Origin of the sequence: Candidatus Pelagibacter communis (genome assembly GCF_001180185.1) — a bacterium.
GTDB lineage: Bacteria > Pseudomonadota > Alphaproteobacteria > Pelagibacterales > Pelagibacteraceae > Pelagibacter > Pelagibacter ubique_F.
In genome coordinates, this window is the sequence record NZ_CVSS01000001.1 from 1 (window position 1) to 15,095 (window position 15,095).

Below are 15,095 nucleotides of genomic sequence, written 5' to 3' on the forward strand. Positions count from 1 at the left end.
GATCATATAGTTTGCTTCTAATAAAAAGCCTAGTAAATGAAAAGTAATATTAAAGTATTTTTAAAAGGTATTGTTGATGTAAGTCCACTAATGATTCCAGTGGTTCCATTTGGATTAATATTTGGCGTACTTTCCATAGAAATTGGATTTAGTCCGATTGAAACAATGGGAATGTCTTTAATAATATTTGGTGGAGCATCTCAAATTGTTCTTTTACAATTATTTTCTGGAGGTGCTTCTTCTTTAGTAATCATTAGTTCAGTTGGAGCAGTAAATTCAAGACACATGCTTTATGGAGCTGTAGTTTCTGAGCATCTTTCAGATTTAAAATTATTATGGAAAATAATCATTTCATATTTTCTAATTGACCAGGCTTTTGCGGTTTCAAATGAATATTTAAAAAAAAATAAAGATAAAAATAGATATTTTCATTTAGTTGGTGGAGGAGCAACTTGTTGGGTGATTTGGCAAACAACTACTTTTTTGGGAATAATATTAGGTTCTGCAATTCCAGAAAAACTAGGATTAAGTTTTGCAGTTCCATTAACTTTTTTAGCATTATTAGTCAATGATTTTAGAAAATTTATAAATGTTATTGTGATTATTGTATCAGGATTAGTGGCTACCTTTGGATATAATTTAATTCCTTTTAAGGCTTATGTAATTGTTGCTGCTTTAGCAGGTTTGTTAACAGCCATGGTGTTTACAAAGAATAAAAAAAAATATGAGTAATTGGGTTTTAATTATTTATTGTGGGTTAGTTACTTATTTTACAAGGTTTTCAATGATTGCATTAATAAAAAAAGAAATGTTTAATGATAGAATAAGACAAGTTTTATCGTATGTGCCTTCCGCAATATTTCCAGCTATTATTTTTCCAGCTATTTTCTTAGATAACTCAGGATCAATTCTCATTGATAATAACCCTAAAATTATTGCAGCAACAATTGCTACGGTAGTAGGTATTTTTTCAAGAAGTATTTTATCAACAATATTTTCTGGATTAGCAGTATATTGGTTAATTATTTTTGTTTTTTAAATTTTTTAAACAAAATTAAATAAATTGTAATTTATATGTTTAGATATATAATTTTTATATGGCAATTAAATCTTCAAATACATTAGTACAAGAAGCCTTAAAAGAAATTAAAACTCATAAAGCGGATGATGTATATGAACTAGTTGAAAAAGATAAATGTAATCTAATTGATATTAGAGATATAAGAGAATTAGAGAGAGATGGTAGAATTGAAAAGTCACTTCATATTCCAAGAGGAATGTTAGAATTTTGGTTAGATCCTGAGAGTATGTATTTTAAAGAAGGTAAATTAGATCTTAATAAAGAAATGGTATTATTTTGTGCGGGTGGATTAAGATCTGCACTTGCAACTAAAACTCTTAAAGATATGGGTTTTGAAAAGATTTCACATATTGACGGTGGTTTTTCTGCATTGAAACAAAGTAAATTTAAAATCATTTAACCTTTACTATTAATTTGATGTTTATAAAAAGTCTTTTTAATTTTTTAAGCAAGTTTCATTATGACTCAATTCAAAAATATTCTAAAAATTTACAATTTAAAATTATGATTGATATAGGTTCACATCAAGGAGAGTTTATTTCAAGATTTTTAAATTTTAAAAAAATTGAAACATTTTATTGTTTTGAACCAAATAAAAAACTTTTTAAAAATTTATTTAAAAAATACAAAAATGAAAAAAAGGTAAATGTGATTGAAAAAGCATTTGGAGATAAAATAAGCATAAAAAAATTATTTTTGTCAAACCTTACTTATAATTCAACAATGTCTTCATTTAATAAAAAATCAAATTATTTAAAATTTAAAAATTTACTATTAAACGATCAAAAAAATAGGAAATATGCGTCAGTAAAACAAGATACATTTGATAATTATTTTAAAAAAAAAAATATTAAAGAAAGTTTTTTAAAGATTGATGTTGAGGGATATGAATATAATGTATTAAAAGGTTCTTCAAAAAAGATTAAAGATGTAAAATATTTATTAATTGAAGAACAGTTTTCAAATCAATATCAAAACAATTTTCAAAAAGTTAAGAAATTTTTATCTAAAAATAATTTTAAAGTTGTTAAAAGCTTTTATTATCCAACATTACATTATAAAGATATTCTATTTTTGAATAAAAAATATAAATGATAAATTTGTGAATATGAGCCATGATTTAACCTTACTTATACCTGCTAAATTTGAATCCGAGTCTCTTCCTATCTTTTTAGACGAATTAAAAAATTATAAATATAAGAAATTAGTTGTTTTAGATCATACCGATACTAAAACTATTAATTCGATAAATAAATCTAGTGATGTTGAAATTTTACATCAACAAAAATCAGGTTATGGAAATGCTTTAATCGAGGGTATTGATTATATAAAAACTGATTTATTTTGTATTATTAACGCTGATGGTTCAATGAATCCTGATGAATTGAAAGGAATGTTGAATGAAATAAAAAATAACAATCACGATATTGTTTTTGGCTCAAGATATATGAAAAATGCTGGAAGTGATGATGATGATTTTATAACTTTAGTTGGAAATTATATTTTCACTACGATTGGTAAAATTTTTTTTGGATTAAAAATATCTGATATTTTATATACCTATGTTGTTGGAAAAACTAAGTTAATTAAAGATCTTAAACTTAAATCAGGTGATTTTAAATTTTGTATTGAACTTCCGATAAAAGTAAAAAGAAATAAACTTAAGTATGCGTCATATCCTTGTTATGAAAGAAGTAGAATCGGTGGAAAAAAAAAAGTTAGTCCATTTGTTGACGGTCTAAAGATATTACTGGGAATGATATCATTATTTTTTAAGAAATAATTAATTATATAATTTTAATCTCTATTCCGAGCCAAGTTTTAGATTTCTATTGATATTAGTATCTAGCTCTTTAGGTTTTTGTAAGTTTAGATTATTCATTAATTCAACATATTGGTCCATATTATCAACTTGTAATCTTGGGTTGAATTTTTTTTCTTTTCCAATTGTACTCACTTTTTCACCTTTATAATCATGCGCAGGATATAAAAAAGTTTTATCAGGGAGTTTCAAAAGTTTGTTAAAAATTGAATTATAAGCATCTTTTGCATTACCATTTTGAAAATCAGTTCTACCAGTTCCATTAATAAGCAATGTGTCGCCTGAAAAAAGATAATCATTCATTAAAAAACTATAACTATCTGAAGTGTGACCTGGAGTATACATAGCTCTAATTTTTAGATTTTCTAAATATATATATTCATCATCTTTAACTTTTATTTCAACACTATCTGCTGGAGAGTGATCACCCATAATTGTTGAACATTTTGTTATATTTTTTAGTTTTGAGGCCCCTGTTACATGATCAGCATGAATATGAGTATCAATTACTTTTACTAATTTTAAATCCAACTCTTTCAATATATTTACATAATCATTTACATTTTCTAAAACTGGGTCAATAATTAGAGCCTCTCTTCCTTTGGATGAGGCAATTAAGTACGTGTATGTGCTAGATTTCTGATCGAATAGTTGTTTAAAAATCATAACTAAATATTATCATATAAGTATGAAAACCACTACAATTGACTGGTCTTGTAATCGCACATGGAAACAAAGTGCTAAAAATACTGCTTGGTGTTTGCTTGGTTGTTCAATTGGAGATTTTGGAACAATACTATTTTTTCAATTATCAAAAATACCATTTCCTATTTTAGCTATTATGATATTAGCAATCATAAATGGATTGATTACAAGTATAATTCTAGAAACTATTATCTTGATCAGCCAAAATTTAGAATTTAATAAAGCTTTAAAAACAGCTCTAGGTATGAGTTTTATTTCTATGATAAGTATGGAAACTACAATGAATTTAACTGATTATCTTTTGACTGGTGGAGCAATATTAACCTGGTGGGTTGTACCTCTAATGCTTATTGTGGGTTTTTTAACACCATGGCCATATAATTATTGGAGATTAAAAAAATATGGCATCAGTTGTCATTAAAAATTGGGACAATAAAACTTGGTTATCTTCACAAAATTATATTAATTCATTTAATAATTTTTTAATCAAAAATACCAAAATTAATTCAAATTTTAAAATTTTAGATATTGGTTGTGGAAGAGGGAAGATTTTAGGTTCTTTAAAATCAAAGTTAAAACTTAAATATAAACCTCTAGGCATAGATATTGTTAATCACAAAGATAGAGATAAAAGAATTAAATTTAAAAAAGCAAATATTTTAAATCTTTCTTTGAGAAAAAGTCAAAAGTTTGATTTAATTATGATTAAACAAACAATTCATTTAATAAAATTAAGTAAGGTAAAAAAATTATTAAAATCTTTAGAAAAAATATTAAATACAAAGGGTAAAATTATAATTTTCACTTTAGATACAGAAAATAACGAAATTCCAACTTTTAAATTAATGAAACTAAAACTTAATAAATCTCTTATAAGAGATAAAGAAATATTTAAGATTATTACAAATTTATATCCTCAAAGAATTCAAAAAAAATTTATTTTTAATGTAAGAATAAGCAAAAAGAAATATCTCGAAATGATTAAAAATAGATATATTTCTACGTTAATACCTTTTTCAAAAAAACAACTTATACAAGGCATTCAAGAAATTAAATTAAATTATAAAAATAAATTAAAATTTAAAGATAAATTAAATTGTATTATTTTATAAAATTCTTTTAAGCAAATTTTCCTTAAATAATAATTTATGGATTATGACAGCAAAAATATGTAAAGATATTAATGCGATAAGTGTATAATTGCTCAGGATATGAATTTCGTAAAATATCTCTGCTAAATCAAAATTATCTTGAATTTCAAGATTAAAAAAAAACAAATCAAGCTCTTCACCGTTATATAATTTTTTTAAAGCACCTGAGATTGTTATCATTAAAATTGAAATATATAAAAATACATGATTTAATTTTGCAATTATTTTCTGTCCAGGAAAAATACTATTATTTAATTTTGGAGTTGGATTAAATGATTTATAAATTAACCTTAATACAGTTAAATAAAAAATACTTATACCGACTGCAACATGAATATTTTCTACGGTTAATCTTTTTTCACTGAAATCCATGTCTACTAGATACATACCTAAAGGAATTTGAATTATTAATACTGTGGCACTTAACCAATGAAATATTCTGGAAATAACTCCATATTCTGTTAAGGTATTTTTTAATTTCATATAATGATTAACTATATCATAAATGTATTCAAATATTCTTTCTGTATTTTAATTTTTATAATATTGTCGCTTCCAGCTAATTCTGAAATGTCGGTTGAGGAAATAATAAAAGGAAGAAAGGCACTGTTTAGTAAGAATTATAGTACTGCAAAAAGAGTACAAGCTTTGGCTAGCAAAGGAGAATTTGATAAGGCGAAATCTTTAATGATTGAAATGAGTGAAAATTACAAAACCTTAATTGAATACTTTCCTGAAAATACTAAAGAGGGATATAAAACAGAAGCTCTTCCAATAATTTGGGAGGAGAAAGAAGATTTTAATAATTTAATGACAAAGGCATCTACCGACATGATTGAATTAACTAAAGTCATTGAAAATTCAGATGATATTAGAGGTACACTTACTAAATTTATGTGGAGTAACTGCAAAGCATGTCACAGTAAGTATAGAGCTGAACATTAAATCTTGAAATTTATGAGAGGTTAGCTCTTTCAGTTTCTTCACCAAAAGAGCTCCTCTATTAAGCCTCTTTGGCATTTTAATCCAAACGGATTTTTTTTTATTTTTTTTAAATATAAAGCTACCCAGCTAAGTATCAGGTGGCATTAGTTTCATTATAATAACCTCCTTATTTTTAAATTAAATTTTTCAAAGGTTGTATTCAATAAATTTTTTTAATTTATATTCAGATATATTTCTTGAATACAACCTGATGCTTTAGTAGATTCTCGAAATCTTAATATTTTTCACTTAAAAGTAGAACAATTTATAATTATGATATTAATTTGAATCAGATTTACATAACTAGTTTAACTGTATAAAATTTACACATGAAATATTTATGTGCATTAAGAGATTTATTGATTAGTTTAGTTTTTTCGACGGTTATAATTTATGGATTAAATATTGTAGCAGGATTTGCAGGAGCAGATTACTCTTTTACAAATGGTGAGGTGTTTATTATTTGGATTTTAATGGCAATATTAATTAATAACTGCTTGAAAAGATAAATTTTACTGTATTTCTTAAAATAATAAATTATATTAGTCTTTTGGGGTGTCTTAACAGACTGAGATTATACCCTTAGAACCTGTCCGGTAATTCAGAAAGGGATTAAATGGAGACATATTTTTTAAGTCAATCAACATCATTATTATTAGTTATTATAATATGTTTGCTATTCGCAGCTTTAGGAATTTATCACTCTAAAAGATTTAAAGGAATAAATAATTATTTAACTGCAAATAGAAACATTGGTTTATTTTCGATCACCACTAGTCTTGTAGCATCAGCTTTAGGGGCTTGGATTTTATTTGCACCTGTTGCTGCTGCAACGTGGGGCGGAGTAGGCGCTGTTATTGGTTATGCATTAGGCACAGCTTTTCCAATGATTTTCTTAATTTATTTTGGGAAAAAAATCAGAAATGAGTTTCCAAAAGGATCGTCTTTAGTTGAGTTTATGAGAAAAAAATTCGGCAAAAGTCTTTTTAAGTTGATTTTATTAATGACAATCTTTTATATGTTCATTTTTCTTTGTGCAGAAGTAACTGCGGTTGCTGTGTTAATTAATTATATATCTGGGACAGAATTGTGGATTACAGCATTAATTGTTTTGGTGGCTACTTTAAGCTATACACTTTATGGGGGATTAAGAGCGTCCATATTTACTGACAACATTCAAATGATTGTAATTGGTGTTTTGTTATTTATTTTGATTTCAATTATTAGTTCATCTTCAGGAAATAATTTTTCTTTTTCTTTAATTATTGAGAAAAATCCCCAATTATTAAGTTCAAAATATATTCCAGGATACACTGCAGGATTAACTTTCTTCATAGCAGTTGCAGCAACAAATTTATTTCATCAAGGAAATTGGCAAAGAGTGTATGCAGCAAAAGATTATCAAACACTTAAAAGTGGTTTGATAATTTCTTTCTTTATTATTGTTCCAATAGTTTTCTTAATGGGTTTTATTGGAATGGTTTCATTTTCAATAGATCCATCTGTTAGACCTGATTTGGGATTTTTTAGTTTATTATTAAAAGATCAAACAGAGATGTTATCCCTATTGATCATTATCCTTGGACTTGCATTGACAATTTCAACAGTTGATACTTTAGTTAATGCTATTTCCAGTTTATTTGTAGTTGATGGCAAAGCAACTTTTAATTTAGATAAAAAAGTTGATTATTTAAAGATATCTAAATATATCATTTCAATCTTGTCTGTAATTGCTTTTGGAGTTGCTTCAAAAGGATTTGATATTTTATATTTATTCTTACTAGCAGATTTATTTTGTTGTGCGTTTGTAGTGACTATTTTCTATAGTTTCTATAATAAACTAGATGAAAAAACTGCTTATGTTTCAATTATAATTGGTCTAGTTGCTGGATTTTTAATTTTTCCATTTCCAGATTTTTCCAAAAGTTTATTAGTTGGAGTATTTTTGTCTAAAGACTTATTTTCACCTTTTGTAGCACAATCTTTATTATTTTTATCTTTTTTAATTGCAACTTTTTTACCTGCAATAATTTTAAAAATTAAATTTAAATAGAGGATTTTAAAGCGTCATAAATGAGTTCTTTAGTAGTCTCACCAATACTTCTGTAAACTTCTTTATTATCTTTAAAAATTAAAAGTGTTGTTTGATATTGAACATTAAAAAATTGAGAGATTTCTTTATTTGACACATCAAATGCAAAGTATTCCATATTATCAAAATCATTTTTTGCTTTTTCAAGAACTTTCATTTGGCTTGCACAAGATGTGCAATATTTAATCCAGGAACTCACAACTACAACTTTTCCCTCTGATAGAGCTTTATCGAATAACTCTTTGCTATAAGTGGTTTCTTTGCCAATTGCTTTGGTACTAAATACCAATACAAAACAGATAAATACTAAAAATTTTTTCATAACCATAAATTAAGGTAAGTTTTAATTTATTGTAATACTCTAAATTGTCTCTATATATGCATAACCACATGTCAAATGATCAAATAAGTATAAATAACCTGTCAAAAGTATACGACAATGGATTTGAGGCATTAAAAAAAATAAACCTTAATATCAAAAAGGGAGAAATTTTTGCAATGCTTGGTCCAAATGGGGCAGGAAAAACTACTTTGATAAGTATAATTTGTGGAATAGTAAATCCTACTTCAGGTCAGGTGAAAGTAGATAATTTTGATATTATTAATGATTATAGAGAAACAAGATCTAAAATAGGCTTAGTTCCTCAAGAATTAACATTAGAACAATTTGAAACAGTATTCAATAATGTATCTTATTCAAGAGGTCTTTATGGAAAAAAACCTAGCCCTAGTCATATAGAAAAAATTTTAAAACAATTAAGTCTGTGGGATAAAAAAGATCTTAGACTTAGACAATTATCGGGTGGGATGAAAAGAAGAGTATTAATTGCTAAAGCATTATCTCATGAACCTTCAATCTTATTTTTAGATGAACCCACTGCAGGCGTAGATGTTGAATTAAGAAAGGATATGTGGAAAATCGTAGAAAATTTGAGAAAGACTGGTGTAACAATTATTCTAACAACTCATTACATTGAGGAAGCAGAGGCTATTGCTGATAGGGTTGGTGTAATAAATCAAGGAGAGATTATCGTTGTTGATGATACTAAAGAACTATTGAAGAAAATGGGAAATAAAAAATTGACTGTGGAATTACAGGAAAATATAAGTGAAATTCCATCATCACTTAATAAATATGATTTATCGTTAGGATCAAACAAAATGAGCTTAGACTACACTTATAATGTCCAAGCTAAGCAAACAGGAATTACAAATTTACTACAAGACTTAAAGGATGCAGGTTTAAAATTAAAAGATTTAAAAACAGAGCAAAGCACATTAGAAAAAATTTTTGTTAGTTTAGTAAAGGAAAAAAATGAAAATTAATTATTTAGCATTAAAAGCAATTTATCTTCACGAAATGGATAGGTTTAGAAGAACTTTAACACAATCCTTATTATCTCCGGTATTAACGACTTCACTTTATTTTATTGTTTTTGGCTCTGTTATTGGAGGCTATGTGGAAAAAATAGATGGAATAAGTTATGGATCTTATATTGTTCCAGGTTTATTGATGTTAACTTTATTAACCCAATCAATAAGTAACACATCGTTTGGAATTTTTTTTCCCAAATTCAACGGAACTATTTACGAAATACTTGCAGCTCCAATTTCAACATTCGAGGTAGTTCTTGCTTTTGTTGGAGCAGGAGCAACAAAAACATTAATTGTGAGTATAATCATATTTATTACGTCATTATTTTTTGTTGATGTCCAAGTTAAATATCCCTTATTGATGATTTTTTTATTAGTTTTAGTGGCATTTACTTTTGCATTATTTGGCTTCTTAATTGGATTGATGAGCTCTGATTTTGAACAAATGTCGATTATTCCAACCTTATTTATAACACCGATGGTATTTTTAGGAGGTAGTTTATACTCATTAGATATGCTTCCACCTTTCTGGCAAGCAGTTACTTACTTTAATCCAGTTGTTTATCTAATTAATGGATTGAGATTTTCTTTCTATGGAGTTTCAGACTTTAATATTTGGATAAGTATAGGCACAATGTTTATGTTTTTAACAATTTGTATCACGGTCGTCATTGTGCTTCTCAAAAAAGGATATAATATTAAATCTTAACTGACCCATTTCTGAGTCAGTTAAATTTATTAATAAAAAAAGAGGAATTTTTTATTAGAATTGTTCAGACTCAGTTGAGCCATCCATTGCTGTAGTAGAGCTTTTTCCTGCACTTATTGTATTAGACACAGCATCAAAATAAGAAGTACCAACTTCTCTTTGATGTTTTACACTAGTGTAACCATCTTTTTCACGAGCAAATTCCTGTTGTTGTATTCTTGAATAAGCAGACATACCTTCTTTTTTATACTTTTCTGCTAATTCAAAAATTGCAATATTTTGAGTATGAAATCCAGCCAGAGTTATAAACTGAAATTTGTAACCCATTTTACTAATCTCTTGTTGAAAAGAAGCAATTTCATCATCAGATAAATGTTTTTTCCAATTAAATGATGGAGAACAATTATAAGCTAAAAGTTTACCTGGGAATTTTTTATGAATAGCATCAGCAAATTTTTTAGCTTCTTCCAAATTTGGTGTTGCGGTTTCACACCATATTAAATCTGAATAAGGTGCATAAGCTAGCCCCCTAGATATAGCTTGTTCAATTCCAGCTTTTACATAATAAAAACCTTCTGGAGATCTTTCACCCGTTAAAAAAGGTTTATCATTTTCATCGTGATCATTAGTAATTAATTTTGCAGCATTAGCATCCGTTCTTGCTAAAATAATTAATGGTACATCAGCTATATCAGCAGCTAATCTAGCAGCTTTTAAATTTTTAATCATTGTTCCTGTTGGAACTAAAACTTTTCCTCCCATATGACCACATTTTTTTTCACTTGCTAATTGATCTTCAAAGTGCACTCCTGCAGCACCTGCTTTAATAAATTTTTTTGCAAGTTCAAACACATTTAATGGTCCACCAAAACCTGCTTCACCATCTGCAATAATCGGTAACATGTAATCAACTTTTTTATCTTCTTTCATATCACCGTCTTTTATTTCCATATGTTGAATTTGATCAGCTCTGATCAAAGCATTGTTCATTGACTCAACTAATTTTGGTGCACTATCGTATGGATACAAAGATTGATCAGGATACATTTCACCAGCACTATTCGCATCTGCTGCAACTTGCCATCCACTTAGATAAATAGCTTTTAACCCAGCTTTTGCATGTTGAACTGCGTGATTTCCAGACAAAGAACCTAAAGTATTAACATATTGCTCAGAATTTAATAATTCCCATAATTTTGTAGATTGGTGTTTGCACATTGAATATTCAATTTTAATTGAGCCTCTTAGTCTTTCCACATCCTCAGGAGTATAATCTCTTTTTATTCCTGCAAATCTTTTTAAGTCGTATGAGATGTTTTCTGCGCTCATTATTATTATCCTGTACTCTTAAAATGTTTTTAGTAAGAAATGAATTTAAGTTGAACGAATAGATTAGTTTGAGTCGTTAAGGGTCTCAACTAGATCTTTCATTCCACTTGAACCCCAATCACAATGATCATCTCTCATGTAGATACCTCTGCTATTATGTCTAGCTAAATCCTCATGTTTTATGATTTGAGCCTCATTTTCACTGTATTTAAGTTTTTCGTCCATGTAAATTTTATAATTTACAAGATTTACAAAATCTACAAAAAAGTTTAAAAAGGTTGTAAATTAAGGAAAAAAATTGTAAAAATAAATTTACAAAATTTACAAATAGAAAATATGAGTCAATTAGATTTAAAAATCGGTCCTAAAATTAAGGCTTTTCGAAGACAATTAGGTTTACAAGCCAATAAGCTTGCTGAAGAGCTTAGTATTTCACCCAGTTATTTAAACCTTATTGAAGGTGGAAAAAGAAAAATAGACGGTGATTTATTACTAAAAATTTGTGAAAAGCTCAATATTGAACTTTCTCAATTAACATCGAAAACAGATATTAATCTTGAAAATACTTTATCAGAAATTTTAGATGATTCATTATTTGAAGACTTAGACATTTTAAGTCCTGAAGTTAAAGATTTAGTAAATACAAATCCTAAAATTGGAAAAGCGATTGTTAGATTAGGAGATATATTGAAGAAAAAAGATCACGAGATGATTAATAAAATTGAGACTATATCTGGTAAAATTGTCGATAATAGAAAAAATTCATTTCCAGGTGAAGTAATTTCAGATTTTTTACAAGAAAACAAAAATTATTTCCCTAAATTAGAAGATTTCGCAAATAAAGTTTTTGAAAAAGTTCAAAAAAATAATAGAACTAGATATATAGCTCTTTGTGAATACTTATATTCGGAATTCTCAATCACAGTTAAAGATGTCATTCCTGATGAAAATAAACCTTTCTCAAAAATTTACAAAAAAAATAAAAAAGAACTTTTTCTAAGTGATTATAGTTCGTTAGAAACTAAAAAATTACATGCGGCAGCTCAAATTGCTCAAGAAGGTGCAAATGAATTAATTGATGATTACCTTTCAAAATTTAGTTTTCCAACTGAGGAGTCAAAAAAACTCTCGAAAGTTGCTTTGTTGAATTACTGTGGAGCTGCTATTTTGATGCCCTATAAATTATTCCATTCAGAATGTAAAAAATTAAAATATGATTTGGAATTATTGCAAAATACATTTGCGACCTCTTTTGAGCAAGTTGCGCATAGAGTTACTTGCCTTCAGGATCCAAAACTTCCTGGAATACCATTTCATTTCTTAAGAGTTGATATGGCAGGAAATATCTCAAAAAGATTTTCTTTGTCAGGTATAGATATACCAAGATATGGAGGCGCATGTCCAAGATGGAATGTTTATTCTGCATTTACTAGACCTGGAGTTATTCAAGCTGCTGTGAGCAAAATGAATAATGGTGAAAAATATGTTTGTATTGCTAGAACAGTTGAGAAAGGCATTGGAAGATTTGGACAATCTAAAAGTGTTTTATCAATAGGGCTTGGTTGTGAGGCAAAATATGCAAAGGATTTTGTTTATACTGAAAATATAAATATTAATGATAAATCTTCAGAAATTCCAATAGGTGTTTCCTGTAGAACATGTGACAGATTAGATTGTTCACAAAGAGCCTTTCCACCTTTACACAAAAAGTTTGATGTAGATTTAAATACAAGAGGAGTATCAGTTTACGTAAGTGACAATAACTCATAAGCATGATAAAATTTATTTTACCGGTCATACTAATTTTTTTAACAGTGCTATTTTGGGAGAAAATAACCTATTTTTTTGATAAAAGATTCAATATTAAAATTAATTATGTAATCATAATTATCATTATAGTTATCATTTCAATTATTCTTCTTTTACTTAATTATTAGCTATATGGTTAAACTTGATATTTCATTGTGTACTTTAAAAGAAACAGATGGAGTTTTTATTTATAAAAATAGAAATACCACACTAGGATTTATTAGATTTAACAACATCGGTGAAATTGAATATATTTTTGTTAATCCTTTATTCAGAAAGCAAGGTATAGCGAAAAATTTACTTAAACTCGTCAAAGATAAAACTGGAAAAAAATTAATTCTTCAAAAACCTATTAGTCCACTGGGAGCGAAATTACTAAAATCTGTAGAAAATTGGATATAGCTAAATATTATTCTTTAGATCCTAATCCAAGTTTTTTACTATGTCTTAATCGCATAACAACTATAGCAATCGCAATTAAAAGAATAGCACCAGACTCATAAACTAATGCAGACGGATTCATTTCTTTTCCTTGCAGAATAATAAATCTTGAAAGAGCTGTTATTGCAATAAGCAACGGCAAAGTAATACTGATTGACTGTTGTTCCCAAAAAACTCTAACCATTGCCATTACTTCTAGATAAAGAAACATCAATAATAAATCAGCTAATGTGACAGTTTTTAACTTATACATACTATGGATTTCCATGAATACAGCAACTATTGTACTGATCAAAATGATAATTAATAAACCTAATTGTAAGTTTTTAATTAAATCTTTCATTTCAATCCTTCTTTTTTTTAAATGGTAGCCATTTTTCTTCTGCAGTTTTGTCTGGACCACCATATTGTATATTATATGAATTATTCGAGTTTAAAACCTCAATTCCTTTTGAAAAAACAAACATAAAAACAATAACAAAGACAATTGCCATAATCTTGAATGGATCAAAATTTTTTGTTTTAAATACACTTGAAGATTTTTCTTCAGCTCGGTGAAACTGTTTAAAAGTCATATACACTGCAAAGATTAACCCAACATGTGCTATATAAGTTCCTGCCCAACCAAACGCAAAAGTTGTATATGAAAAAACGTATAAACTAAATACGGTAGTCCAAATAAAACTTAAAACTAATAATATCTGTAATCTTACAGTTTTTGGTAGAGCTCTCAAATCATTTTTGCTGTCATCAAATAATATATTAGCACTTTCTTTCATCCAATTTTTTAAACTATCCATAGTATTATATTAACAAACCTGACATTAATTTAAATATTAAATCAGTATATATTATGAATATGCGACACTAGCATAGCTTTAGTGAATATAAATAGTTAGTAAATTTAACAATATCATCTATTCTTTAAAATTATGATCTTAAAAAACAATAAGAATTTTAAAACAAGAATAAAAGCTAGAATCAGAAAGAATAGACAAATTATAAACAAAAATTTAGATAGTTTCTTTGACTGGATTAAAGGAGCAGAACTTGTAGAACTAAATAAATGCGATACATCGGAAGATCCAATTAGACCTCAGTTAGATAATAACTTCAGAACAAATTATGGAAGAAAAATTTATGGAGTAAAATATAAAGGAGAAATACACGCAGTCATGTGTTTTGCTTACACTAATAAAATTCCTAAATCTGTTGATGAATTAGATAAGTTTAGTCATGATGCTTTTTTGCAAAGTGCTATGAGAGACCAAAATGTAGGTCAAATAGCTATTGCATATACAGTTTGGTCAAAAAAAAAAGGTGGCGGAAAACTAATTGTTAAAGAAGTTTTTAAGAAAATAAAAAAATCTAATCATCTTAATAGACTTGTAACTTTATCACCTTTAACAGATATGGCTACTAAATTTCATTTGAAAAATGGAGCAAAACTATTACAAGTTAATGAGGAAACCCAAAATTTTGAATACAAAATTTTAAATTAAACAAATGCAACTAAAATTTAAAGCTATGGTGCTTTCTTATGTTGGATATTCAAAGTCCAAGTAAGTCATATTTATCTGAAAATATAAACTGCATAT

Annotated in this window: 22 protein-coding genes; 15 read left to right on the forward strand and 7 right to left on the reverse strand. The window is 27.1% G+C overall.

Features of this window, described 5'->3' with window-relative positions:
- Positions 1-36: 36 nt before the first annotated feature.
- The 5 genes from AMN95_RS00005 (at position 37) to AMN95_RS00025 (ending at position 2,864) form a co-directional block, all read left to right on the forward strand.
- Positions 37-732, forward strand: coding sequence for an AzlC family ABC transporter permease (locus tag AMN95_RS00005; protein WP_075521963.1), 696 nt, complete (start codon positions 37-39; stop codon positions 730-732).
- Positions 725-1,039 (forward strand): AzlD domain-containing protein, encoded by a 315-nt coding sequence (locus AMN95_RS00010; protein ID WP_075521964.1) that lies wholly within the window; start codon positions 725-727, stop codon positions 1,037-1,039. Before AMN95_RS00005 ends, AMN95_RS00010 begins: the two co-directional genes overlap by 8 nt.
- A gap of 58 nt (positions 1,040-1,097) precedes the next feature.
- The gene (locus AMN95_RS00015) at positions 1,098-1,481 is read left to right on the forward strand and encodes a rhodanese-like domain-containing protein (protein WP_075521965.1); all 384 of its coding nucleotides are present in this window, start codon (positions 1,098-1,100) and stop codon (positions 1,479-1,481) included.
- 104 nt (positions 1,482-1,585) lie between these two features.
- A complete protein-coding gene (locus tag AMN95_RS00020) occupies positions 1,586-2,176 on the forward strand; it encodes an FkbM family methyltransferase (RefSeq protein ID WP_179850324.1) in 591 nt (196 codons plus the stop codon).
- A gap of 13 nt (positions 2,177-2,189) precedes the next feature.
- Positions 2,190-2,864, forward strand: a complete 675-nt coding sequence (locus tag AMN95_RS00025; protein ID WP_075521967.1) for a glycosyltransferase family 2 protein — start codon at positions 2,190-2,192, stop codon at positions 2,862-2,864.
- A 21-nt stretch (positions 2,865-2,885) separates the two neighbouring features.
- Here the strand turns inward: AMN95_RS00025 and AMN95_RS00030 are convergent, their stop codons facing one another.
- Positions 2,886-3,569 carry an MBL fold metallo-hydrolase gene (locus tag AMN95_RS00030; RefSeq protein ID WP_075521968.1) on the reverse strand — a complete coding sequence of 228 codons (684 nt, stop codon included), beginning with the start codon at positions 3,567-3,569 and terminating at the stop codon, positions 2,886-2,888.
- 22 nt (positions 3,570-3,591) lie between these two features.
- On the opposite strand from AMN95_RS00030, the gene AMN95_RS00035 reads away from it, so the two are divergent.
- Both AMN95_RS00035 and AMN95_RS00040 read left to right on the forward strand, forming a co-directional pair.
- Positions 3,592-4,029, forward strand: a complete 438-nt coding sequence (locus tag AMN95_RS00035; RefSeq protein ID WP_082256635.1) for a DUF4396 domain-containing protein — start codon at positions 3,592-3,594, stop codon at positions 4,027-4,029.
- Positions 4,010-4,720 carry a methyltransferase domain-containing protein gene (locus AMN95_RS00040; RefSeq protein ID WP_075521969.1) on the forward strand — a complete coding sequence of 237 codons (711 nt, stop codon included), beginning with the start codon at positions 4,010-4,012 and terminating at the stop codon, positions 4,718-4,720. The genes AMN95_RS00035 and AMN95_RS00040 overlap by 20 nt, the downstream gene beginning before the upstream one ends.
- On the opposite strand, the gene AMN95_RS00045 is transcribed toward AMN95_RS00040, so the two are convergent.
- Positions 4,715-5,242, reverse strand: a complete 528-nt coding sequence (locus tag AMN95_RS00045) for a cytochrome b (protein ID WP_256997899.1) — start codon at positions 5,240-5,242, stop codon at positions 4,715-4,717. The genes AMN95_RS00040 and AMN95_RS00045 overlap by 6 nt on opposite strands.
- Positions 5,243-5,245: 3 nt before the next feature.
- On the opposite strand from AMN95_RS00045, the gene AMN95_RS00050 reads away from it, so the two are divergent.
- The 3 genes from AMN95_RS00050 to AMN95_RS00060 all read left to right on the forward strand — a co-directional run bounded on the left by AMN95_RS00050 (position 5,246) and on the right by AMN95_RS00060 (position 7,796).
- Positions 5,246-5,704, forward strand: a complete 459-nt coding sequence (locus AMN95_RS00050; protein ID WP_082256636.1) for a cytochrome c — start codon at positions 5,246-5,248, stop codon at positions 5,702-5,704.
- Positions 5,705-6,072: 368 nt separating this feature from the next.
- Positions 6,073-6,252: a hypothetical protein gene (locus AMN95_RS00055; RefSeq protein WP_075521971.1), complete on the forward strand. Its 180-nt coding sequence runs from the start codon at positions 6,073-6,075 to the stop codon at positions 6,250-6,252.
- Positions 6,253-6,359: 107 nt separating this feature from the next.
- On the forward strand, positions 6,360-7,796 hold the full coding sequence (locus tag AMN95_RS00060) for a sodium:solute symporter family transporter (protein ID WP_179850325.1): 1,437 nt from the start codon (positions 6,360-6,362) through the stop codon (positions 7,794-7,796).
- On the opposite strand, the gene AMN95_RS00065 is transcribed toward AMN95_RS00060, so the two are convergent.
- On the reverse strand, positions 7,789-8,157 hold the full coding sequence (locus AMN95_RS00065) for a thioredoxin family protein (protein ID WP_075521981.1): 369 nt from the start codon (positions 8,155-8,157) through the stop codon (positions 7,789-7,791). The two genes, AMN95_RS00060 and AMN95_RS00065, sit on opposite strands and share 8 nt — an antisense overlap.
- A 68-nt stretch (positions 8,158-8,225) precedes the next feature.
- Here AMN95_RS00065 and AMN95_RS00070 point away from each other — a divergent pair, with 68 nt between their 5' ends.
- Together AMN95_RS00070 and AMN95_RS00075 are read left to right on the forward strand one after the other, a co-directional pair.
- Positions 8,226-9,161 carry an ABC transporter ATP-binding protein gene (locus tag AMN95_RS00070; RefSeq protein ID WP_075521972.1) on the forward strand — a complete coding sequence of 312 codons (936 nt, stop codon included), beginning with the start codon at positions 8,226-8,228 and terminating at the stop codon, positions 9,159-9,161.
- The gene (locus tag AMN95_RS00075; protein ID WP_075521983.1) at positions 9,157-9,918 is read left to right on the forward strand and encodes an ABC transporter permease; all 762 of its coding nucleotides are present in this window, start codon (positions 9,157-9,159) and stop codon (positions 9,916-9,918) included. The genes AMN95_RS00070 and AMN95_RS00075 overlap by 5 nt, the downstream gene beginning before the upstream one ends.
- A 54-nt stretch (positions 9,919-9,972) precedes the next feature.
- Here the strand turns inward: AMN95_RS00075 and aceA are convergent, their stop codons facing one another.
- Both aceA and AMN95_RS05595 read right to left on the reverse strand, forming a co-directional pair.
- Positions 9,973-11,247, reverse strand: coding sequence for an isocitrate lyase (gene aceA / locus AMN95_RS00080; RefSeq protein WP_075521973.1), 1,275 nt, complete (start codon positions 11,245-11,247; stop codon positions 9,973-9,975).
- Positions 11,248-11,310: 63 nt separating this feature from the next.
- On the reverse strand, positions 11,311-11,472 hold the full coding sequence (locus AMN95_RS05595; protein WP_179850326.1) for a hypothetical protein: 162 nt from the start codon (positions 11,470-11,472) through the stop codon (positions 11,311-11,313).
- Between the two features lie 111 nt (positions 11,473-11,583).
- On the opposite strand from AMN95_RS05595, the gene AMN95_RS00085 reads away from it, so the two are divergent.
- The gene (locus AMN95_RS00085) at positions 11,584-13,017 is read left to right on the forward strand and encodes a helix-turn-helix domain-containing protein (protein WP_075521974.1); all 1,434 of its coding nucleotides are present in this window, start codon (positions 11,584-11,586) and stop codon (positions 13,015-13,017) included.
- A gap of 171 nt (positions 13,018-13,188) precedes the next feature.
- Positions 13,189-13,458 (forward strand): GNAT family N-acetyltransferase, encoded by a 270-nt coding sequence (locus AMN95_RS00090; protein WP_075521975.1) that lies wholly within the window; start codon positions 13,189-13,191, stop codon positions 13,456-13,458.
- 7 nt (positions 13,459-13,465) lie between these two features.
- On the opposite strand, the gene AMN95_RS00095 is transcribed toward AMN95_RS00090, so the two are convergent.
- Entirely contained in the window at positions 13,466-13,840 is a 375-nt protein-coding gene (locus AMN95_RS00095) for a phosphate-starvation-inducible protein PsiE (RefSeq protein WP_075521976.1), read from the reverse strand.
- Position 13,841: 1 nt separating this feature from the next.
- Positions 13,842-14,297 carry a hypothetical protein gene (locus AMN95_RS00100; RefSeq protein ID WP_075521977.1) on the reverse strand — a complete coding sequence of 152 codons (456 nt, stop codon included), beginning with the start codon at positions 14,295-14,297 and terminating at the stop codon, positions 13,842-13,844.
- 132 nt (positions 14,298-14,429) lie between these two features.
- Here AMN95_RS00100 and AMN95_RS00105 point away from each other — a divergent pair, with 132 nt between their 5' ends.
- Complete coding sequence (locus AMN95_RS00105; RefSeq protein ID WP_075521978.1) at positions 14,430-14,999, forward strand: hypothetical protein; 570 nt, start codon at positions 14,430-14,432, stop codon at positions 14,997-14,999.
- Positions 15,000-15,095: the final 96 nt, after the last annotated feature.

Excerpts from the sequence above, each read along its gene's own strand:
- AMN95_RS00005 (WP_075521963.1), top strand. The coding sequence starts at position 37 with ATGAAAAGTAATATTAAAGTATTTTTAAAAGGTATTGTTGATGTAAGT.
- AMN95_RS00010 (WP_075521964.1), top strand. The coding sequence starts at position 725 with ATGAGTAATTGGGTTTTAATTATTTATTGTGGGTTAGTTACTTATTTT.
- AMN95_RS00015 (WP_075521965.1), top strand. The coding sequence starts at position 1,098 with ATGGCAATTAAATCTTCAAATACATTAGTACAAGAAGCCTTAAAAGAA.
- AMN95_RS00020 (WP_179850324.1), top strand. The coding sequence starts at position 1,586 with ATGATTGATATAGGTTCACATCAAGGAGAGTTTATTTCAAGATTTTTA.
- AMN95_RS00025 (WP_075521967.1), top strand. The coding sequence starts at position 2,190 with ATGAGCCATGATTTAACCTTACTTATACCTGCTAAATTTGAATCCGAG.
- AMN95_RS00030 (WP_075521968.1), bottom strand. The coding sequence starts at position 3,569 with ATGATTTTTAAACAACTATTCGATCAGAAATCTAGCACATACACGTAC.
- AMN95_RS00035 (WP_082256635.1), top strand. The coding sequence starts at position 3,592 with ATGAAAACCACTACAATTGACTGGTCTTGTAATCGCACATGGAAACAA.
- AMN95_RS00040 (WP_075521969.1), top strand. The coding sequence starts at position 4,010 with ATGGCATCAGTTGTCATTAAAAATTGGGACAATAAAACTTGGTTATCT.
- AMN95_RS00045 (WP_256997899.1), bottom strand. The coding sequence starts at position 5,242 with ATGAAATTAAAAAATACCTTAACAGAATATGGAGTTATTTCCAGAATA.
- AMN95_RS00050 (WP_082256636.1), top strand. The coding sequence starts at position 5,246 with ATGATTAACTATATCATAAATGTATTCAAATATTCTTTCTGTATTTTA.
- AMN95_RS00055 (WP_075521971.1), top strand. The coding sequence starts at position 6,073 with ATGAAATATTTATGTGCATTAAGAGATTTATTGATTAGTTTAGTTTTT.
- AMN95_RS00060 (WP_179850325.1), top strand. The coding sequence starts at position 6,360 with ATGGAGACATATTTTTTAAGTCAATCAACATCATTATTATTAGTTATT.
- AMN95_RS00065 (WP_075521981.1), bottom strand. The coding sequence starts at position 8,157 with ATGAAAAAATTTTTAGTATTTATCTGTTTTGTATTGGTATTTAGTACC.
- AMN95_RS00070 (WP_075521972.1), top strand. The coding sequence starts at position 8,226 with ATGTCAAATGATCAAATAAGTATAAATAACCTGTCAAAAGTATACGAC.
- aceA (WP_075521973.1), bottom strand. The coding sequence starts at position 11,247 with ATGAGCGCAGAAAACATCTCATACGACTTAAAAAGATTTGCAGGAATA.
- AMN95_RS05595 (WP_179850326.1), bottom strand. The coding sequence starts at position 11,472 with ATGGACGAAAAACTTAAATACAGTGAAAATGAGGCTCAAATCATAAAA.
- AMN95_RS00085 (WP_075521974.1), top strand. The coding sequence starts at position 11,584 with ATGAGTCAATTAGATTTAAAAATCGGTCCTAAAATTAAGGCTTTTCGA.
- AMN95_RS00090 (WP_075521975.1), top strand. The coding sequence starts at position 13,189 with ATGGTTAAACTTGATATTTCATTGTGTACTTTAAAAGAAACAGATGGA.
- AMN95_RS00095 (WP_075521976.1), bottom strand. The coding sequence starts at position 13,840 with ATGAAAGATTTAATTAAAAACTTACAATTAGGTTTATTAATTATCATT.
- AMN95_RS00100 (WP_075521977.1), bottom strand. The coding sequence starts at position 14,297 with ATGGATAGTTTAAAAAATTGGATGAAAGAAAGTGCTAATATATTATTT.
- AMN95_RS00105 (WP_075521978.1), top strand. The coding sequence starts at position 14,430 with ATGATCTTAAAAAACAATAAGAATTTTAAAACAAGAATAAAAGCTAGA.